This window comes from Paenibacillus sp. Root444D2, from assembly GCF_001426375.1.
Taxonomy (GTDB): domain Bacteria; phylum Bacillota; class Bacilli; order Paenibacillales; family NBRC-103111; genus Paenibacillus_E.
The window spans coordinates 35,685-56,767 of the sequence record NZ_LMEO01000022.1 but is presented as its reverse complement, the minus strand read 5'-3'; the positions used below and the strand labels follow the sequence as shown (position 1 = coordinate 56,767).

The 21,083-nt window shown below is 46.3% G+C and carries 19 protein-coding genes; 11 read left to right on the top strand and 8 right to left on the bottom strand.

Going from position 1 to position 21,083, the window contains the following annotated elements; genetic code table 11:
* Positions 1 to 19 precede the first annotated feature (19 nt).
* A complete protein-coding gene (locus ASD40_RS14155; RefSeq protein WP_057303897.1) occupies positions 20 to 2,323 on the top strand; it encodes a DUF4962 domain-containing protein in 2,304 nt (767 codons plus the stop codon).
* A gap of 777 nt (positions 2,324 to 3,100) precedes the next feature.
* Here ASD40_RS14155 and ASD40_RS14150 read toward each other — a convergent pair.
* Both ASD40_RS14150 and ASD40_RS39065 read right to left on the bottom strand, forming a co-directional pair.
* Positions 3,101 to 3,364 carry a hypothetical protein gene (locus ASD40_RS14150; RefSeq protein ID WP_057303896.1) on the bottom strand — a complete coding sequence of 88 codons (264 nt, stop codon included), beginning with the start codon at positions 3,362 to 3,364 and terminating at the stop codon, positions 3,101 to 3,103.
* A 108-nt stretch (positions 3,365 to 3,472) separates the two neighbouring features.
* Positions 3,473 to 3,595 (bottom strand): hypothetical protein, encoded by a 123-nt coding sequence (locus tag ASD40_RS39065; protein ID WP_268795894.1) that lies wholly within the window; start codon positions 3,593 to 3,595, stop codon positions 3,473 to 3,475.
* 135 nt (positions 3,596 to 3,730) lie between these two features.
* Between ASD40_RS39065 and ASD40_RS14145 the strand changes: the two genes are divergently transcribed.
* From ASD40_RS14145 to ASD40_RS14105, 9 genes are all read left to right on the top strand, one after another.
* On the top strand, positions 3,731 to 5,083 hold the full coding sequence (locus ASD40_RS14145; RefSeq protein ID WP_057303895.1) for an extracellular solute-binding protein: 1,353 nt from the start codon (positions 3,731 to 3,733) through the stop codon (positions 5,081 to 5,083).
* 94 nt (positions 5,084 to 5,177) lie between these two features.
* On the top strand, positions 5,178 to 6,068 hold the full coding sequence (locus ASD40_RS14140) for a carbohydrate ABC transporter permease (RefSeq protein WP_057303894.1): 891 nt from the start codon (positions 5,178 to 5,180) through the stop codon (positions 6,066 to 6,068).
* A 17-nt stretch (positions 6,069 to 6,085) separates the two neighbouring features.
* Positions 6,086 to 6,967, top strand: coding sequence for a carbohydrate ABC transporter permease (locus tag ASD40_RS14135; protein ID WP_082562225.1), 882 nt, complete (start codon positions 6,086 to 6,088; stop codon positions 6,965 to 6,967).
* An 83-nt stretch (positions 6,968 to 7,050) separates the two neighbouring features.
* The gene (locus ASD40_RS14130; protein ID WP_057303893.1) at positions 7,051 to 8,898 is read left to right on the top strand and encodes a sensor histidine kinase; all 1,848 of its coding nucleotides are present in this window, start codon (positions 7,051 to 7,053) and stop codon (positions 8,896 to 8,898) included.
* 3 nt (positions 8,899 to 8,901) lie between these two features.
* Positions 8,902 to 10,098, top strand: coding sequence for a response regulator (locus ASD40_RS14125; protein WP_057303892.1), 1,197 nt, complete (start codon positions 8,902 to 8,904; stop codon positions 10,096 to 10,098).
* Between the two features lie 163 nt (positions 10,099 to 10,261).
* Positions 10,262 to 10,801, top strand: coding sequence for a C40 family peptidase (locus tag ASD40_RS14120; protein WP_057303891.1), 540 nt, complete (start codon positions 10,262 to 10,264; stop codon positions 10,799 to 10,801).
* 216 nt (positions 10,802 to 11,017) lie between these two features.
* A complete protein-coding gene (locus ASD40_RS14115; protein WP_057303890.1) occupies positions 11,018 to 11,419 on the top strand; it encodes an HAD family hydrolase in 402 nt (133 codons plus the stop codon).
* A 13-nt stretch (positions 11,420 to 11,432) separates the two neighbouring features.
* Positions 11,433 to 11,645: a helix-turn-helix domain-containing protein gene (locus ASD40_RS37835; protein WP_057303889.1), complete on the top strand. Its 213-nt coding sequence runs from the start codon at positions 11,433 to 11,435 to the stop codon at positions 11,643 to 11,645.
* 175 nt (positions 11,646 to 11,820) lie between these two features.
* Positions 11,821 to 12,021 carry a cold-shock protein gene (locus ASD40_RS14105; RefSeq protein WP_028555213.1) on the top strand — a complete coding sequence of 67 codons (201 nt, stop codon included), beginning with the start codon at positions 11,821 to 11,823 and terminating at the stop codon, positions 12,019 to 12,021.
* Positions 12,022 to 12,157: 136 nt separating this feature from the next.
* On the opposite strand, the gene ASD40_RS14100 is transcribed toward ASD40_RS14105, so the two are convergent.
* The 6 genes from ASD40_RS14100 to ASD40_RS14075 form a co-directional block, all read right to left on the bottom strand.
* Complete coding sequence (locus ASD40_RS14100; RefSeq protein ID WP_057303888.1) at positions 12,158 to 13,474, bottom strand: ABC transporter substrate-binding protein; 1,317 nt, start codon at positions 13,472 to 13,474, stop codon at positions 12,158 to 12,160.
* A gap of 134 nt (positions 13,475 to 13,608) precedes the next feature.
* On the bottom strand, positions 13,609 to 15,225 hold the full coding sequence (locus tag ASD40_RS14095; RefSeq protein WP_057303887.1) for a response regulator transcription factor: 1,617 nt from the start codon (positions 15,223 to 15,225) through the stop codon (positions 13,609 to 13,611).
* Positions 15,203 to 16,963: a cache domain-containing sensor histidine kinase gene (locus ASD40_RS14090; RefSeq protein WP_057303886.1), complete on the bottom strand. Its 1,761-nt coding sequence runs from the start codon at positions 16,961 to 16,963 to the stop codon at positions 15,203 to 15,205. Before ASD40_RS14090 ends, ASD40_RS14095 begins: the two co-directional genes overlap by 23 nt.
* A 78-nt stretch (positions 16,964 to 17,041) precedes the next feature.
* Positions 17,042 to 17,893, bottom strand: coding sequence for a carbohydrate ABC transporter permease (locus ASD40_RS14085; RefSeq protein ID WP_057303885.1), 852 nt, complete (start codon positions 17,891 to 17,893; stop codon positions 17,042 to 17,044).
* Entirely contained in the window at positions 17,890 to 18,855 is a 966-nt protein-coding gene (locus ASD40_RS14080; protein ID WP_057303884.1) for a carbohydrate ABC transporter permease, read from the bottom strand. Before ASD40_RS14080 ends, ASD40_RS14085 begins: the two co-directional genes overlap by 4 nt.
* A 212-nt stretch (positions 18,856 to 19,067) precedes the next feature.
* Positions 19,068 to 19,859 carry a putative protein N(5)-glutamine methyltransferase gene (locus tag ASD40_RS14075; protein ID WP_057303883.1) on the bottom strand — a complete coding sequence of 264 codons (792 nt, stop codon included), beginning with the start codon at positions 19,857 to 19,859 and terminating at the stop codon, positions 19,068 to 19,070.
* Between the two features lie 254 nt (positions 19,860 to 20,113).
* On the opposite strand from ASD40_RS14075, the gene ASD40_RS14070 reads away from it, so the two are divergent.
* Entirely contained in the window at positions 20,114 to 21,082 is a 969-nt protein-coding gene (locus ASD40_RS14070; protein WP_057303882.1) for a lysylphosphatidylglycerol synthase transmembrane domain-containing protein, read from the top strand.
* Position 21,083: the final 1 nt, after the last annotated feature.

Below are 21,083 nucleotides of genomic sequence, written 5' to 3'. Positions count from 1 at the left end.
ACCCGGGAGGAGAATGGATATGACTTCATTGTCGCCATTATACGAACCGCAGAGCGGCGTTTTAACTGTACAATACGAACCGAATGAGCAGACCGTACTGCTGGAAAACCCACCTCGTTTCACGTGGATTCCTGCACAATTGGAGCATGATCGCTATGTACTGCAAATCTCGCATTCTGAGGCCTTCTCTCAGGCTGACACACAAACGATAAAGCCGGTTCCATATAACTTATATACACCGGATGATGCGCTAACCCCAGGTACATATTTCTGGCGGTACGCCCTTCTCCAGGAAGATGGCACACAAACCGTCTGGAGCCTCATTCGACGCTTCGAGGTGCCAGCCGATTTACCGGAAACTCCGCTGCCTAGCAGAGAACGCCGATACGCTGAAGCTTCTTCCCAGCATCCTAGACTATGGCTTCAGTCTGCTGAGCTCGACGCCTTCCGCAGTGCGCTAGCTGCAGATCAGACCTATTGCGGATTTGATGTTTTCTACGAGAAATCAGTTAAACCTTGGATCGAGCTTGAGCTGATTGCAGAGCCGCTGCCGTATCCGGGAAATAAGCGCGTAGCTAAGCTATGGCGCCAAATGTACATGGATACCCAAGAAGCTCTCTATGCGGTTCGCCATCTCGTGGTGGCCGGTACGATTTTGAATGACGAAACGCTGCTGGATCGCGCGAAAACGTGGCTGCTCCATCTCTGCAGCTGGGACGTGAACGGTACAACAAGCCGCGACTATAACGACGAGGCCTCCTTCCGTATGGCTGGAGCTATCGCATGGGGCTATGACTGGCTTTATGCTCGGTTAACTGAGGATGAGCGGAAGCAGGTGCGGCAGGTTCTGCTCGCCCGTACGCGTCAAATCGCCCAACATGTTATTGAGCATTCCAAGATCCATCATGTGCCGTTCGACAGTCATGCGGTGCGTTCGCTATCGAGTGTACTGGTGCCGTGCTGCATCGTGCTCTTGAATGAGGAGCCGGAAGTTCGCGAATGGCTCGATTATACCCTTGAATACTATGCGTGCTTATATTCGCCTTGGGGCGGGCCGGACGGAGGTTGGGCGGAAGGTCCGATGTATTGGACGACTGGGATGGCTTTTGTTACGGAAGCGATGAATTTGCTGAAGAAATATACAGGCATTAACTTTTATAAAAGACCGTTTTTCACGAAAACTGGCGATTTCCCGCTATATACATTCAGCCCGGATACCCTTCGCGCAAGCTTCGGTGACCAATCGACCCTTGGCGACCCGGTCAGCCTGAAAACTGGCTTTAACATCCGTCAGTTTGCCGGTGTAACTGGTAACGGTCTGTACCAGTGGTATTTTGAGCGGGTACGTGAAACGGACACCGATTCGGAAATGAAATTCTACAACTATGGTTGGTGGGATTTCCGTTTCGACGAAATGGTCTACCGTCATGATTATCCGCAAGTGGAAGCTATCGCTCCAACCGACGCGAATATCGAGCCGGTCAAATGGTTCCGCGACATCGGCTGGGTAGCGTTTCACTCGCAAATGGCCGATCCGGAGCGCCATATCATGCTGCTGACGAAGAGCAGCAAATACGGCTCCGTCAGCCATAGTCACGGCGACCAGAATGGCTTCCTGCTGCATGCTTATGGGGAACCGCTTGCCATTGAAAGCGGTTATTACGTGGCATTCAGCAGCACAATGCACATGAACTGGCGCAGACAGACGCGTTCGACGAACAATATTTTGATTGACGGTATGGGCCAATACGCAGAGAAGAATAAAGTGCTGAACATGGCTGCTAATGGGTTCGTTGAAGTTGCCGAGCAGCGCAAAGGCTATGGTTATTCCCGTAGTAACGCAACAGCAGCTTACAAGGAGTACGTTCCTTATTTGGAGCGTTATGTGCGCGAGCTTTACTTCTTCGGCACGTATGTTGTTGTTGTCGACCACATCGATTTGTCTCAGGTTGGCTCTATTGACTGGCTATTCCAGACACTTTATGAAATGAAGCTGAACGGACAGACTTTCAAAGTCCAAGGCCGCAAGGCGGATATGGACGGGCGTTTCGTCTATTGCTCATCCGGTGAGCTGGAGCTGACGCAGCATGAAGGCTTTACGGATGTGGATCCAGCCGAAATCGAGGGACTGCCGCTGCATTGGCATCTCAAGGCAACAACCAAGCCTGCGCGCAGCCACCGCATTGCAACACTCCTTGTGCCGATCAAGCACGGCGAGCCGAAATACGTGTCCTATTTCATGGACGATCAGGGCTTCGACACACATATTTATTTCACCGAAGATGGTGTCACGCATAGAGTCGAGGTTCCGAAGGCTTACTAGTTTTTACAAGCTGCACTCATCATTTATCTTTAAAGATCGACCTCTTATTCGCTGAACTAGCGAGAGAGGTTGATCTTTTTTGCTGTACTAGGCAGCTATTTTTTTAAATAGAAAACCGATTGTTATTGTGTGGGTAGCTATAGGTTCTAGGAGTGTGAATAAGTGTCTATTCAGCTGGAAGGGAGGATATCTTTTGTTTTTTGTGGAGTAAGCGGACAAGGGAGAGGTTAGTCGGATATAGGTAGGGGTTCGAAAGAGGGGAAAGATTTGAGTTGTAACTAGAGGATTTGAAATTGATGAGATAGCTGAAAGTAATCGAGATGGGGATAGGAGATAGGAGATAAGAGATAAGAGATAAGAGATAGGAGACAGGAGATAAGAGGTAAGAAATAAGAAATAAGAAATAAGAAATAAGAAATAAGGTATAAGAAATAAGTGAAGGGAGATAAGAAGTGAGAGGTGAGGGTAAAATGAGAAGTGAGAAGTGAGAAGTGAGAAGTGAGAAGTGAGAAGGGCGAGTGGTGATGGATGGTAGATGAGAGTTTCTGAGTTCGAAATTCATCTAACTCATGCTGGCTTAGGATGGCGAATGAATTAATCGAGGGTTCGAAATAGCAACTGAATGCTTTGGTATTAGAAGAATTAGATCATTTTATCGAAATAAAGGAGCTAATAGTAAAAGCTGATGTCTGAAAGTTGTACAGCGTACAACATTTTCCTGGGTATTATCTCTTTTTACTAGAAGTGTTGTACTTTGTACAACAACTTTACCGTATTTCACCCGAAATGGGCTCTTTTAAGTAAAATTGTTGTATTTTCTGCAACATTCGCCGCAGAAACGCGGTTTATCCAGATTATTGTTGTATAAAATACAACTTGGGTCACTCCCGCCTGCAGATTCCACTCCGTCACTCCAACCTGACGCCTCCATTCCAGTACTCTACCAGCAATTTCATTAGTCTTTCTCTCCTGTCGCCCCTCAGCGATCCCCCCAGCTACACCAACTTGTCGCCGCCCCCAGCGATCCCCCCCAACCACCAATCTGCCGCCACCACACCGGCAATACCATTAGTCACTCCAATCTACCTTCTCCACTCCAGCATCTAAACAGCCACTCGAACCTACCGCCACTCCACAAGCATTCTCATTTTAGTCACTCCTACTTGCCACCACCGCACCAGCAATCCCATTAGTACTCCCCCAGCCACCAATCTGCCACCACGCACCAGCAATCCCACTAGTCACTCCACCAGTCTCCACCAGTCCTCCCACCCATCATTCCCCCCACTTCCAACATAAACCTATAAAAATCAAACATCATACCTATAGTTCCCACATTGTAAGGGTTGCCATATTCGAGCGATAATAAGGACATCAAGAACAACCAACAAACGAGGGGGATTCACATTGGTAACTAAATATAAAGCACTAAGCGTCGTTGCAGCTAGCTTGCTTACTATCAGCTTAACAGCATGCGGTGCAGGTGGAAGCACAACCGGCAGTACAACAGATACGAAAACAAGCGAGGCACCGACTGCGACAGCACAAGCTAAAAAGCAGGAGAACATCACGATCACGTTCCAAAATATATATCCGGATCCAACCGATCCAAAAAACGGCATGTTGAAGAAAATCGTTAACGATTACCAAACGAAAAATCCGAACATCAAAGTCGAGCTTGACTCCCTGAACACAGATCAACAAAAGCTGAAGCTCAAAACACAAGCCGCTTCCAAAGAGGTTCCCGACATCACGATCGTGAATCCGGCAGCGCAAATGAAGCCTTTCGTCGATGCTGGCCTGTTCGCGCCACTGAACGACATGGTGGATCAAAACGGATTAAAAGGGACGTTCCAAGAAGGTATTCTGAACTGGTACACGTTCAACAACAACATCTACGCACTGCCTGACGGTAACAACATTGCTGTTGTTTACTACAATAAAGATCTATTCAAGCAAGCTGGCGTTGAAGTGCCGAAGACGTTCGAAGAAATGGTTGCAACGGTAAAAACACTGAAAGGCAAAGGCATTCAGCCAATGGCGATCGGTGAAAAAGATTCCTGGACTGGTTCCTTCTTGTTCATGAACGTACTGCTTCGCACAAATGGCGGTCCTGGCTTCCTGCAATCTGTCGTTGATGGCAAAAAGACGTTTGCTGATCCGGCATTCACAGAGGCAGTAAGCAGCTTCCAAGACCTGGTTCAAGCTGGCGCTTTCCAAGAGGGCGCAACATCTTTTGACTACAACGCAGGTGAAAACTTGTTCAAAACCGGCAAAGCCGCTATGTACTTCATGGGCAGCTGGGCAACAGGCGGAATCGAAACCTCTTCCGTTAATGGTAAAGTTGGCGTATTCAAATTCCCAACGGTTAAAGGTAAAGGGAATCCAGACGAGTTCATGCTTGCGCCAGGAAGCGCGTTCGCTATTTCTGCAAACAGCAAACATTTGAAAGAAACCAAGGATTTCTTGAACTACTTCATGTTGAACTTCCCTAAAGAAGCTTTCGCTGTAAAAGGTGCTGTAGGTATCGCACAAAAAGTAGATGGCGACTTCAAAGCCGCTGGTTACTCGGATATGGCGATGGAAGTGCTTGGCTTGTTCAAACAAGTAAAAGGCGGCGATCTTGCGTTCGACAATACGATGAACCCAGGAACAGCGCAAGGACACTTAACAAGCATCCAAAACCTTTTCGTACAGAAGAAAGATCCTGCTGAAGTGGGCAAAGAACACCAAACCGCTTACGAAACGAATAAAAAATAAGATGAATTAGCAGCCGAGTCGGAATTTATCTTGAGCGCCGCAATGGGCTGAAGGTAAATTCCGATTGGTTTATACCAGGAAGGAGGCGAGCCAAGTGAATGTGTTAAGAGTCTCCAAGTGGACAATTGCCATGTTTGTATTACCGTGTTTGCTGATCTATGTTAGTCTCGTTTTCGTCCCGATTCTCGTGTCTCTTTACAGTGGATTGCTGGATTGGAACGGAATTGGCGATTCGACATTCGTAGGTCTCAAAAATTTTCAAACGCTGCTATTCGCAGACCCTGTGTTCTGGCCGTCTGTTCGCCGTACATTGATGTTTGCTGTATTTTCTATGGCAGAAATTCCGATCGCTTTAGGTGTAGCTATACTCTTGAACCGATTTATCAAAAAACCGAATTTTCTCGTTTCGAGTTACTTTTTACCCGTTATTCTATCCGTCGTTATCATCGGTCAATTGTGGAAAACCATTTATAACCCCGCCGCGATGGGGGGCATGCTCAATCAAGTGCTCGATATGTTGAATTTGCATGGTTGGACGAGGTCGTGGCTGACAGATCCTAAGATTGCGATGTATTCTCTCTATTTTGTAGCCCTATGGCAGTACTTGGGTTACCATACGCTGATCCAGTTTACCGGTATTCAGAACATCCCTGCTGATATTTATGAGGCAGCCCGGATTGACGGAGCTGAGGGGCTTAAAGCCGACTGGCATATTACTTTCCCTATGAATATTCCGATTTTTAAAATATCGATCGTCCTCGCCTTTATCGGCTCGCTGCAAGCGTTCGACATGGTCATGGTCATGACCGCAGGGGGACCGGCGCACGCGACAGACGTCATTTCCACACATATGTACAACATGTCGTTCCTCTCCATGAAATATGGGTACGGAAGCGCGATTGCGGCTTTCTTGGTCGGTATGTGTTTGATCGCAACGGTCGTTATTAATGCGGTATTCAACCGACTAGAGAGAAGATTTTCATGAAGGAGGGGAGTGTTACCATGCAGACCGCACGGGAAATAGCTTCGGCTAAGCCTGTAACCATTCGGAGACGCAAACGCCTCTCTATCGTCAAAATTATCGTGATCGCCTTTCTTTCCCTACTCGTGGTTACGCAAGTATATCCGCTGCTCTGGCTGGCTATTTACTCATTAAAAAGCAATGAAGAAATCCTGTCGGGCCAATTTTTCGCTCTTCCTCATACGCTTCAATGGAAGAATTTCACGGATGCGATCAAGGCCGGACACTATTTTCAATATTTGAAAAACAGCCTATTCGTCACTTCGGTTACGATGGTGAGCGTCCTGCTGCTCAGTTCTCTTACCTCGTTTGCCATCGCCCGATTCCGTTGGAAATACGGTCAGGTCGTGATGGTCATCTTCCTCATCGGAATGATGGTACCGCTGCAGGCCACGCTGTTGCCGCTCATGATTATTTTCAAAAATCTACACGCACTGAACACGCATATTTCAATCATTCTTCCTTATATAGCGTTCCAGACGCCGATTGCGGTCTTTATCCTCAGTGGATTTATGAAATCCATTCCGAGTGAGATTGAGGAATCCGCTGTTATGGATGGCGCGGGGGTTTTCCGGATCTTCCGCAGTATCATCTTACCAATTTCCATTCCTCCAATGATGACAGTCTGTATTTTAACTTTCATTAGTATTTGGAACGAATACATTCTCGCGGCGACTTTCATTTCGTCGGAGCGGCTGAAGACGCTGCCTTTCGGGGTGAACAGCTTCGTCAGTCAATATTCGGTCAATTACGGAGCAATCGGTGCCTTCCTTGTACTGGGCGCGCTGCCGGTCATTCTCATCTATTTCTTGTTAGCAGATAAAATTACAAAAGGTATGGTAGCGGGAGCGGTGAAGGGTTAATTTCACCCCTCTCTTTTTGCTGTTTCTTGGGGTGCCTATGATAAAATAGGAAGTAGCGTATAACGAAAGGAGACCGACAACCAGTGACACGAGGCTTACACTCCATTCATAACCGGCTATTTCTTCTCTTTATCTCCTGTATGTTAGTCCTCGTTCTTTTGGGAAGCGTCCTCTATTATAAGAAGACGACGGATATCATCCATAGTAAAATTAGTGATTTGGCGGAGAAAAATATTTCTCAAACGGTAGGTTTATTTGATTTGCTGCTGCAAGGCTATGACAGTATTACGAAGTCTCTGAATAGCAATTTTGAGCTGCTCAGATTAATCCAAGATCGCGACACCAATAAGGATGAAGCGATTAGCATTATTAATGAGCGCACGATTACCAATATCTTAGGGGCTATCTATTACTCGCGCGATGATATTGTCGGAATTCATGTGATTACGAACGCCGGCAAAAACTATAATTACGAACGAGGATTCCATAGTGTTATGGACACGAATTATCCATCCTCGGAGTGGTACCGGAAGCTGCAGGACTCCTCGGGAGAAATGGTATGGCTTGGCCTTTTCCAAGGCTCTGTCATCAATCAGTTTCAGAAGGATCCGTTATTCATATTCGGGCGCAAGCTGTACGATTTAACAGACCACCGGGTGATAGGCGTTATGCTCATTGAAACGAATCCGCAGCCGATTCTTGCTGCTCTTTCGAACGTCACCATCAGTCCAAACAGTCAGGTGTACATTGTTGACCGGGAAGATCGGATGATCGCTTCTACTGCGGCAGAGAAGGTCATTCCGCCTTCTTTCAGAGGGCTTCCGCGTCCTCAAACGAATGAGATCCTCGTTGATGATCGAACGGATCATCTCCTCGTTGCCGCGAAAGCGAAGATGTCAGATTGGACTGTGCTTGGTTTAACTCCAAAAGGTGATATCAACGCCGAGGTCGTGAAGACGAGAGAATATTTGTACGTGGTTATTGTTGTACTCGTTATTTTGTCAACTGCTTTGGCAAGTCTCATATCCCGCAACATCGCATCACCGCTCAAGCTCCTCATCCGCGAGATGAAGCAAGTGGAGATGGGGAATTTTAAAGGATCGGTGACGGTGAAGTCATTTGAGGAAATTAATTCGTTGGTTTCATCGTTTAACCGAATGGTGAATCGGATGGATGAGCTTATCGAGCGCATTACACTCTCTTCCATGAGTGAGAAGAATGCGGAGCTGCAGGCGCTTCAATCGCAGGTCAACCCTCATTTCCTTTATAACACCTTGGATATGATTTACTGGATGCTGGATGAGCGTGAGAACGATCGATTGGGCAAGGTGATCCTAGCCCTGTCTCATATGTTTCGATACAGCAGCGACTGGCAGGAAGCGTCTAAGACGACACTGCGGCAGGAGCTAGACCAAATGCGGCATTACATCACGATTATCGAAAGCCGTTTAGAGGGTAGGGTTAGTACAGACATACAAATAGACCCAGAAGTTCTTGATGTCAGTCTACCGAAAATGACCCTGCAGCCAATCATCGAGAACGCCGTTAAATATGGGCTGGAGCCTTCCCGAGAGCCGGGCAATCTCCGTGTATTTACGGAGGTTCATGAGCAAGAGCTTCATATCATTATTAAGGATAACGGGGTCGGCATCCCGGAGAGCACCTTAGAGGAAATGCAGGAAATGCTGCGCGCAGATACAACGGAGGGAAGTGGCGTGGTGGCTTCAATGAAAATGGAGCAAACTATAGCGCAAAGCTACGTCCAAGCGGCAAGACCTTCTGTGAAAACTAGGCGGGGTATTGGACTCACCAATGTTCACCGCCGCATAAAGTTAATGTTTGGAGATGCCTACGGGCTCCGTATTCATAGTGAACAAGGAGAAGGAACAACGGTCATCATCGCGATGCCGCTTCCTCGGAAAGGAATGTAAACCATGGACATTCTCATCGTAGATGATGAAACAGTCATACGAGAGGGCATACAGCGTACGCTGCAGAACCGTTTCCCCGAGCATCGGGTTCATCTGGCTGCGAATGCGGAGCAAGCCATCACGCTGCTGCGGAGCCATCCGATTCACATCGTTCTGACAGACATTCTGATGCCGGGCATGACCGGTCTAGAGCTTATGAATATGTCTCGAAGCCGGCATCCCCATGTGAAATGGGTTGTCATTTCGGCCTATTCGGAGTTTGCCTACGCCCAGGAGGCAGTGCGGCTAGGGGCGAAGGACTATTTGCTTAAGCCGATCGGCAAAGAGGTTTTGATTGAAATGATCGGCAAGCTTAGCGAAGAAGTTACGCGTGACACGGAGCTGATCGAAGAGGCTGAGTTGCTGAAGGCCAACCGCAAATACTTGCAGGAAGCCGTCTTCCAGCGCTTTGCGCAGGGTTTGGACACGGGTCGCATCGATATGGGACCCTTCATGGAGCAGCACCCTTATTTTCATCTCATCATGGTTAAAATGGAGACCGACAAGCCCGTCTTCCTCGAAAATTTCATTATCGAGAACGTCCTGCTCGAGCTTATCGAGCGCTATGGTAAGGGCTTCGTGACGGTGCACGACAGCAAAAGCCTGCTAGGATTGGTCACACTGCCGGAAGGCAGCAGCCTGACCCTGCTGGTGGATGAGCTGCGCAGCCATCTCGTGAAATATTTGAAGGTGCCCTTTCAGATGATGAGCTCCGAGCTGATCGACTGCTTCCAGGCGGTGCCGGCAGAAGTACAGCGCATGAGGCAAGCGTCTACGACGCAGGTCTACGAGCACCATGCCAGCGGCAGCGATCGCTCCATAGAGGTGGCCCTGCAATATATCCGCACGCACTACCATGCCGATCTATCGCTAGAGAAGGTAGCCTCGATCGTCTACCTGAATTCTGTCTACTTTAGCCAGCTTTTTAAGCAAAAGACGGGTCAAGGCTTCAAGGAGTATGTTATTCACCTGCGTTTGGAGCAGGCGAAGCAGCTGCTGATGAATCCCAAGCTCAAGCTCGCTGATGTGGCTGAACGTATCGGGTACCATGATATTCGCCACTTTTCGCAAGTTTTCCGCAAAAAGTACGGCGTAACCCCTTCGGAATATCGCCAGGAGAACACGGGTGATAAACCGGATAAATATGTGTCAAGGGAATAATTTTCATCAAATTCTCATGGAATTCTAAGAATGGCGGTTTTTGCTAGTCGTGGCGCGTCTTTCTCCCTTTTCAGGTAAATGCTGGATGATCGTAGTGTGGTAAGGTGGAATCAGGGTCAAACAAGCCCGTCACAACACGATCCATGAAGGAGGAAGTCCAATCATGCTAGTAGTGAAAAACAACCGCCTTAGCAAATCGTTAGTGGGGATAAGCTTAAGCCTTTCCTTGTTAACTTCAGGAACGATGTTCCTTAGCCCGCAGTCCGCTCATGCAGCAACAGACGCCGCGTCAACAGCAACATACAGCGCAAGCGCAACGAGTACGAGCAAAGCTAACAGCATTATACGTACTGCACAATCTTATATTGGTAAAGTTCGTTACAGATTTGGTGTAAGAGATACGAATCGTTTAATCTTAGACTGCTCTGCTTTTACGCAAATGGTATTTAAGAAGAATGGCATTACAATCCCTTGGGGTTCTAGCGCGCAAGCGAAAGTAGGAACTCCTGTTAGGAGTAAATCGAAATTACAAAAAGGTGATCTCGTCCTGTTTAGTGTTAGCAGACCGGGACGCATTAATCATGTTGGCATCTATATAGGAAATGGTAAGTTTATTAGCAACACGACCAGCTCCGGTGTAGTAATTCGTGATATGAATACGGGCTACTGGAAAGATAGATTCATTTCAGGCCGTCATTTGTAAAATTGGACAAGCTGCTTAGAGCGTGAAAGCGCTTAGCTGAGCGTTCCAGTGCCTAAACCGCAATCCTACCTACTCAAGCCCTTACTCGATCCTCCTGTCCATGGTGAAGCTCTTGCACATGAATAGAAGTATTGAAGTTAGGGCTTTTTGTTGACCGAGGACACTTTTAAATGGTATATAAAAGAAAACCGTTTGCAAGGGAGCAGAAGAAACGAAATGACCTTAAAAAAAGCATTTGAAGATGTTAAAAAGTTTCATGAAACGTTTGAGCATCCAGTAGGCACATCCCCACAGCGTCTTACCGAAAGCCGTAAATCAGCTCGTCTAGCATGGATGGAAGAAGAACTCCAGGAGTTTAAAGAAGCAGCGACACTGGAAGACGAAGTGGATGCGATGATCGATGAGTTATATTTTGTCCTTGGTACATTAGTTGAAATGGGCGTGGAGCCTGGACCGATTTTTGACATTGTTCAGCATGCAAATATGTCCAAGGTATGGCCCGATGGACAAGTTCATAAAAATGAGACCGGCAAGACCCTTAAGCCCCCCCATTGGCAGGACCCATTCGACAAAATTAAAGCTGAAATTCGCAGACAGCAAGGCAACCAAAATGGCTGAGGAGGGCGCAACAGTGGCGTTTCACACGAAATTAAAAGAGCTCAGACAGCAGCAAAATCTAACTCTCCGAAAGCTCGGGGAGAAGGCTGGAATCAGCTATTCCATCCTTAATTCTATCGAAAATGGTCGAATCGAGCCGTCGAAAGATGTCGCATTAGCACTAGCAATTGCCTTGAAAATAGAGGACAGGGAAGAGTTCTTATCTTTAGCAAGAAATCCCTCTTAGGGACAATTGCATTACACGATATTGTGTGGTAAAGTAATGTTAAGTCTTAAAGATTCACCCTGAATTGCGTATTGCAAAGGGTTATCATTAAGTTAATGAAACCTTTTCCAATGTGTAATTTTTTTGTTCGAAACAAGAAAAAAGACATGTTAATAAAACTTTGGAGGTATTACCCATGGCAGTAGGAACAGTAAAATGGTTTAACGCAGAAAAAGGATTTGGCTTTATCGAAGTTGAAGGCGGCAACGATGTATTCGTACATTTCTCCGCAATCACTGGCGAAGGTTTCAAATCTTTGGACGAAGGCCAACGCGTTGAGTTCAACGTAGTTCAAGGCAACCGCGGACCACAAGCTGAGAACGTTGTAAAACTGTAAGCTTAGCTTGCACAAATAGCATTCTCGAAGAACGGCCTCTCAACATTACGTTGAGGGTCGTTCTTTTTTACGTTCAGCTCTAAAGGCAGCAATACCAAAAATAAAGAGCCTCTAAAGAGGCTCTCCATTCACGTTATTATTGATAATCTTTTGCTTTTTTCACAAGCTCCTCATAAGCAGCTTCTGGCGTTATTTTGCCGAACATTACTTTTTCGCCGATGCTCTTATAATCTTTAGCTGTATAGTTACTCCAGCCTTTGGCTCCGGCATTGAAAGGTTGAGCGTCAGGAGCAACATTCTTAATGAGTTCAATTTGCAGTTTATCTGCGGGAGTTAACTTCGGTGTTAGGTACTCAAGCATTTTCTTGGAAACCGGCACGCCTCTTGTTGTTGTTAGAATGTCTGCGGCTTCGCTATCATTCACGAACCAGTCGATGAATTTCTTGGATTCTTCCGCATACTTCGAATCAGCACTTACCGACCAAAACATAGAAGGCTTAAGCCAACCGCTGGACTTTGGTCCTTTAGGCTGAGCAACAAGTGAGTAAGCACCTGGTTTTACACCCTCGTAGCCTGGGAACAGCGCGGCGAAAGTACGTTTCATCAAGACACTGTCATTGTTCATCAAATCCAGCTTCGCATCAGATTCTTTATCTGTGCTGGCGATTTCTGCGGGAGGAATAACTCCGGCTGTTCGCAGCTCCGCATATTTCTTAACAAAGGTCAGCCACGTATCTTTATCGAAGTTGAATTTGCCATCCTCGGTGATTGGGTAGCCTTTACCCTGACTAATTTGATAGGCGGAATACGTGGTATAATCGGATGTCGCATCCATTAACACATATTTGTCTTTCTCAAGCTTGGCTTTCGCATCTTTACCAAATTGGAAGTATTCATCCCATGTCCAACCGTTTTTGGGAGGCGTAATCCCTAGTTTATCAACGGCATTCTTGTTGTAGATCATGCCAGTTGCATTATTGCCTAGCGCGATGGCATAAAGCTTATCTTTAAATTTCCCTGAATCCACGAGCGATTTATCGATATCTTCGGTACGAATGCCTTTGGATAAGTCAGCCAGCTGGTTTCTGCCTGCATACTCGGCCAGCCATGCCGGATCCATTTGGATAATGTCCGGAGCATTTTTGGCTGCAGCTTGGGTAGCTAGTTTATCCGCGTAGCCATCAAATCCGGAGAATTCTGGCTCGAAGGTCACGTTCGGGTGTTTCTTTGTATACGCATCTAGTGCCTTTAATGTAGCGTCATGCCTTGCCTGTGAACCCCACCATACAATGCGAAGCTTAACGGGCTGGGAGGCTGTAACCACGGGTGCTGCTGTTGCAGCAGGGCTGCTTCCCGTAGTACTTGGTTTATTTCCGGAACCACATGCACTTAGGGACAGCGCTATCATGGCAGTCATCGAGAGCATGCTCCATTTTCTCATCTGCACTTTCATTGAAAATCCCCTTTCACTACCTCATTATCTTTACAAGTTAATTATAGGACAACTGAAAAGAAGAAAAAGGAGAGTAATGAACACACTTCTTTCACTATTGATCACAATATGATGACAAATAGGTACATTCCCGGCTATAATCCGCTTTTACTTACTTCACTTGGGCTAATGCCATTATATTTTTTGAAAATAGAGCTAAAATAAGGGACGTTTTTGTAGCCAACTTTTTCGGATATCTCGTAAATCAAATACTTGCCTTCGGCCAGAAGAGCTTGTGCCTTTTTCATCCGCACTTGAATGACGTAGTTGGTGAAAGTTTCACCTGTCGCTTTCTTGAATATTTGATTCAAATAATTGCGAGACAAGTAAAGCTGCTTCGACATATCTTCCAAGCTAATCTCTTCGGCATAGTGATCATGTGCATATTGAATCATGAAATCAACCGCTTCTTTATGTTTGGAATTCTCGTTCCAATGGCGGCTGGTTGCAATGATATGAATTTTACCCTGCAGCCATTGCTGCAATTGTTCGGGTGTTTGAATTTGAATGATTTCCGACTGCAGCTTCATTTCTGGAAACAGTTCATCTAGCACAATACCTACACTATATAAGGAATAAGCAAATATAGTCCAAAGCTCTGTACATAAGTACTGCAAGTAAGCGGGGGTCATGGTTGACATGGTTTGCAGACGGTGGATATAAGCTTCCACAATCTGTGCAGCCGTTTCTTCTTTGGAATAAACAATCGCTTCCGCAAGCTCTTGATAAAACTTAACTGGACGAATAGCAAGTTCTTTCTCTGATGGAACAATCGATGGATGCTCTCGTGCAAGCGGCGGGATGATGGTCATCTGTAATAAATCTAGAAAGGCTTCTTCGGTGGAATCCGATATTTCCTGCCATGATTCCTTCATCTGGCCTAACCCTAGACGGATCGTTAGACGCAGATAAGTAAGGACACAATCCGTGATACGCTCGCCAATCAATTGAATCCTATGCATAACGTCATCTTTTACACTCGAACGCTCAATATGAAACATAATCGCGGCATGATGGCTGTGAAGCTCAATGAAGTCGGACTCAGGCCAATCTTCGGCCAAGATTTCTCTAATAATATTGGCTAAGGCAAAACGAAACAAATTCCAATCGATTAGCGATAGGTTAGCTGTGCGAACAGTGCTCATCAGCTCTATACCCATCACGAGGTGGTTCCTTTGCAGCCAATAGGCTTGTTCAGATAGCAGAATGCTTTCCGCGGCAATTGTTTCATTAAAGGTGCCGGTAATGACCGACTTCAGCCATTCTTGCTGCACAAACGGCTCATACATCATTAGCCTTCTTTTGACTTCTTCTTGCTCTATTTTTTTCAGTTCTTTCGTTTCTAGTTCTTTAATGACTTTGGCTAGCACAGCCCCCAGTTCTTCAATGGTTACGGGCTTGGACAAATAGTCACTCACCTGCAGCCGCAGAGCCTGCCGTGCATACTGGAAATCGGCGTAACCGCTTAGAATGATCAGTTCACCGGGAAAGTTAGTCTCTCGGAGCTTCTCAATCATTTCCAGGCCGTTCATCACAGGCATGTAAATATCCGTAATCACGATATCCGGCTGAGTTTGTCGGACCATTTCTAGACCTTCGGCGCCATCACTGGCCTCACCCACTAATTCGGCGTCAATAGACTCCCAAGGAATCGCCTTCTTCATACCTTCCAACACTTGAAAGTCGTCATCAATAATGAGTATTTTCCACATGATACTTCTCCTCGACTTCTTCTTTATTTTGGATTTGCGGCAATAGAATAGTGACTTCGGTGCCCCTGCCTTCCGTACTGGCAATATGGACCCCATAAGGAGGCCCGAAATAAGCCTGAATTCGTTCTTTCACATTTCGCAATCCGTAACCGCCTGTTTTCCTTGCCTTGGGTTGATCCCAATCGGGTCGCAGCCCAACACCATCATCCCAAATTTGAAATTGGATATCTTGGCCTAGCAGCTGTACATTCACTCGGATTTCGCCTTTCTTTCGCCCGTGAAAACCATGGATGATCGCATTTTCAATAAAAGGCTGCAGGGTAAGTCTCGGTACATACAGTTCTTTGGCTGATTCGTCGACAGAGATGGTGAATGTCAAGCGATCGCCCCATCGAATTTGCTGAATTTGCAAATAACATTCGACATGCGTCATCTCGTCCGCAATGGGGATCAAGGTTTCACCATTGGAGAGGCCGATGCGAAACATTTTACCCATTAAGGAAAGGATCTTGCTGATTTTCGTTTGACCGGAATCAATGGCTAGCCAGTTTAATTGATCCAATGTGTTGTATAGAAAATGGGGATTGATCATAGCCTGCAGCGCCTTAATTTCGGCTTCTCGTTGGCGCTTGTGCTGATCTTTCAATGAGGTTAAAAGTTCCTCTATTCGTTCCATTTGTTTGCGATAGCCGTTAAATAAATTTCCGAATTCATTGGTGTAATCCGTAGGCAAGTCCGAAACAAGACCCCGATCGGGAAGCTTGCTCATAAAAGCAACCAAAAGTCTAATTGGATTGGTAAATTGTCTGGATATAAAGAAAGTGAAAAAAGATGCAATAAAAATGGCGGATAAGCCAACAGTTAAGAGAATTAGTGCTAATCGAATACTGCCATGGACAATGCTCTTCCACGGTGTCACCTCAACGAGTGTCCAGTTCGAGGGGGATTTACTCCAAACGAGTAAGGCTTCACTTTGCTCTTTGGCTTTTAAATGAACACTTCCGGACTTCTCCTGAATCAACCTAATCTTCTCCAGCTCACTCTCTTGTAAGTTGGGATCGCCTATGGCAGCAATTGTTCTGCCGCCAGCGTCAACTAACAATCTGCTTCTTCCCTCTGTTTCACCTCGAATCAAATTCTGGATTTCGGATGATTTCACATTAAGCAAGAGCAAGCCATAATAGATTCCTGAGTTATTGTAAAGCTTTCTTGCAAAGCTAGTGACGGGTAGCGAGCCTTTATTGGTTGGAATAGTACGTTCTTTTATCCAAGCAAAATCATTATTTTGGATGTCCGAAAACCATTCCTCGTCCTTCACCGTCTTTAAATCATAAACGCGAATTGGCCCCTGAGCATCTGTCACGAACGGGCGTTCGATATATAAATAAATGGATTGTACCATTGTCGTGCTGTAGGTAATGCTGGCTAGTAGGGCCTCCAAATCTGCCTTGCGTTTTTTTAGCTCAAATAAGTCACTCTCCAGAGGATCATACCCAATAATATCGATATTTCTGGAGGCTGCGTTAGACATCTGCTCAATAGAGTTCAACTGAGTGACCAAGCGCTTATTCAACTCATTTAACAGATCCTGCTGATAATTAGCGGTATTGTCAGCTAACTCGCGTGAAGTTAGGCTGTAGCTGATCCAGGAGGAAATGAGCAGCAGCACGGCAATAAACGCGGCGAAGCTTCCAAAGAACAGGCGGCCGATTCGAACGCGCTTGAATAAGTTAAACACAGCAGCCCCTCCTCATTTACTTCCATAAAAGTGGAAAAAAGGCTGCGGAAGCGCAACCTTTTTAAGTATTATATTATTCTATCCTTTCACTGCACCCGAAGCAATGCCATCGACAAAATGGCGCTGTGCCATAAAAAAGAGAATCAGTGACGGAATAATAGAAACGAGCGACATGGCAAGTAATTGTCCCCACGGAAGAGCTGATTGGCTGTCGACGAACAGCTTCAAAGCAAGACCGACGGTGTATTTGCTCACAGAATTGATATACAGCAAGTGTCCGAAGAAATCGTCCCAATTCCAAAGGAAACAATAAATGGCGACCGTTACGAGTGCGGGCTTCGTTAAGGGCAGAACAATGCGTAAGTAAATGCCGAACCAGCTGCAGCCATCCATTTTGGCCGATTCATCCAGCTCCCGCGGAATTCCGCGAATAAACTGCACCAACAGGAAGATAAAGAAGGGTCCTCCGATCCCGCCTGCTAGGGCATGTGGAACATAGAAAGGCAGATACGTATTGACCCAACCCCAAGTATTAAACATGATGTACTGGGGAACCAGTGTCACTTGACTTGGCAGCATCAGGGTGACCATTAGAATGGAAAACCAGAAATTTTTCAGCGGAAAATCTAATCGAGCGAAACCAAAAGCTACCAAGCTGCAGGAAATGATAGACGTTACAAGAACTCCAGCAATCAGTTCAAAAGTATTCAGATAAAAATGAGTAAAGGTGAACTTTGGAATGGCGACCCACCCTTGGCTGAAGTTACTCCATAACCACTCCGTAGGAAAGAAGCTGGGCGAGCTCATCTCCGCGTTCGATTTAAAAGCAGCTCCCACCCACCACAACATGGGATATATCATGATGAGACTAAACAGTGCCAATAAGAAATGCGTTCGAAAAGTGCGTGTTCCAATCAGCTGGTTTCTCATTTTCTTCTCCCTCCTCCTTCTGTTTCGTAGAATACCCAGTAACGGGATGAGGCGAAAATTAAAGCCGTTACGATTGCAATCACTACAAGGAGTATCCATGCCAGAGCGGAAGCATAACCCATCTCATATCTAGAAAAAGCACGATCATATAGGTATAAAGCATACATATACGTGGAGTTAATGGGTCCGCCTTTCGTAATGATGAAGGCTTGCGTAAACATTTGAAAGGAACCGATTGTCTGCAGTACGAGATTAAACAACAGTACAGGCGACAGCATAGGTAAGGTAATACTGAAAAACTGTCTAACTTTAGATGCCCCATCCACGGAAGAGGCTTCGTATAACTCGGCGGGTATTTGTTTTAATCCGGCTAGGAAAATAACCATCGAAGAACCAAACTGCCAAGCAACCAGTATAATTAAGGTGCCTAAAGCTGTATTGGGATTGCTAATCCAACTGATTCCCTCGATACCGAAATAACTTAAAAATCGATTGATAAAACCGTTAATGCCGAAAATATTTTGCCAAAGAATAGCTACAGCAATGCTGCTCCCTATTAATGAAGGCAAATAGATGAACGTTCGATACACAGAAATCCCTTTTATTTTCTTATTGAGCACCATTGCAACCATTAAGGCGCTGAAGAGTTTGATGGGCACGGATAATACGACAAAAAGAATCGTTATTTTCAAAGATTGACGAAACATCTCATCGTCTGCAAAAATGCGCTCATAGTTTCTTAAGCCAATCCACTCTGGCGCATCTAACAACGTATATTTTGTGAAAGAGTAGTACATCGATTGAACCATCGGCCATAAGGTTAACAGCAGAAATCCAAGTAACCACGGGGAAATAAATAGATACCCAGCTATGGGGGATTCCCAGCGTCCTTTCAGGGTGAATGCTGTTGTCAGTTTGCGTGAAGAAAGCTTTTGGGGAGCAGCGCTAGTTTCAGGCTTCATCGGGATTAACCGCCTTTCATTTCAATAACACCTTTATGTTTAGTATAAAAGGTATTGCCTACCCGAAAAATGAGAGTAATGAACACAATTCATTCACAATCGAACAAATTGTTCTGCGAAAATAAAGTTGTTAAACAAAAACCCAGTCAAAACACCAAAATTAAGTGTTAGACTGGGTTTTATTTACTAATGGCTGCTTTGCCAAGCAGGGTTCACTTCTCGTTTGCGGACAGGCCGGGCCTGGTTCCTATTACGACTGTGGCGTCCAGTTCGTCTAATCTAGCTACCTGCGGAATCAGCCCATTGCTAGCGAAAATTTTGATTGTCTGCGGCGCCTGCCGCTGGCTAGTCTCAATCAGAAGATGGCCACCCGGTGCCAGCCAGATTGGCGCCGCAGCCGCCACCCGGCGCTGGACGTCATGCCCATCTGCGCCCCCGTCGAGCGCCACCAGCGATTCGTGAATCCGGGCCTCTGGAGGCAGCAGCCTGATCGCCTCGGTGGGGACGTAAGGTGCGTTGGCGACCAAGATGTCGACGCGGCCTCGTAGTTTGGCGGGCAAAGGCTCGTAGAGGTCGCCTTCATATACGTACCCACTGGCGGAAGTGACGTTGCGGCGGGCACACCGTACTGCGGCTGGGTCGATGTCGGTGGCGTGCAACTCGATCTGTTCTAAGACGGCAGCCAGTGCTGTGCCCACTGCGCCCGAGCCGCAGCATAGGTCGACCACTACGGCTCCTGACTGTGCGAGTGCTGCGGCTTGGCGAACGAGAAATTCTGTGCGGTGGCGAGGTACGAAGACTCCTGGATCCACGGCTATCTTTAGACCGCAAAACTCCGCCCATCCGATGACATGTTCGAGAGGCAAACCGGCGACTCGACGATCCACCATGGTGATGAGATCGTCCGACGTTCGAGCTGCTGAGATGAGTAACCGGACCTCATCTTCGGCGAAAACACAACCAGCGGCTCGAAGCCTGCTGACAAAGATTGTTTCATTTATTATTTATCTTCACTCTCTTTCGAATAAATCCATCATGTCTCATAATGAACATGATAACAAAACATTTAAGGATAATGTGGATAAAGAATCGCTATAGCCATTCTGTCCGGTAGTTCGTCTTGCTGTTGGCAATTCTATGCATCCCCTTCTGGAATTATGTTGACGTAACCCCCCAAACCGCCTATACTGACCATGATTCTCATTCTCACATAAAACTAGTTTGAGGTACCCTTAACTAAAAGAAGGTCACAACAAATATGCCAACAAAGAAACAAATTGTTCGTTTCCTGGCGATCCTTTTGATCGTTTGTTCTATTTTTCTGACATGGCAATGGTTCGATTCGAAGGAATGGCTCCGGGACGTAGAGCTTCTTTTCCATCAACCCCAATGGTTGGTCTTCATGTTCGCCATCTACCTCCTCTCTTTCCTCCTAAAGGCCGCAGCTTGGCGAATTTATACAGGGTCTGAGGTGCGATTCAGCATTTATTTTCATGCTATTAGCTATAGCTTGCTCGTCAATCATGTACTTCCGGTGAAAGCGGGAGATGGCGTTCGTGCTGGCTTATATATGAAGCATGGCGGGAAATCGTGGGAGGAAGCGTTCCATTCCGTTGCGGTCATGCGATTGCTTGATGTGCTCGTGCTTGCCGGAATTGGGGGAATTGGCATCATTCGGTTAGGTCTGCCCTCTTCATGGATCTGGGTGACGGTGTTGGCTGGGGGAACCGTGATTCTCGCAACAGCGCATTACCTGCCCATGATTCGCAAAATTCCATTCATAGCGAAGCATTCGGCTTATTTTCATCTTAAAATGCTTTCTGGCAAAGGGCTCGTTATTGTAGGCTTGATTGCTTTAAGCTGGATCCTAGAAGCTGGTGTTATCTTTGCTGTTGCTCGCATGATCGGCTTGCAGCTTGGGACAATCTCGCTCGTTTGGGCGAATAGCATGACGATTGCTGGACAAATTTTCCACATAACCCCAGGTGGGATAGGTACCTATGAAAGTACAATGAGCGGGTCCCTTGTCTTGCTCGGTGTTGATGGTAAGGATGCTTATAGGGCGGCACTTGTGTCGCATACTTTTAAATTTCTTTTTGCCTACACGTTAGGGGCGTATTCACTTGTACGAATGCCTTTAGGTTGGCACGAGATGAAAACCTGGATTGGACGGCTTAAGGGTCACAAAAAACCATCATTGAATGGTAACGCACGGAAGGATGATTAAT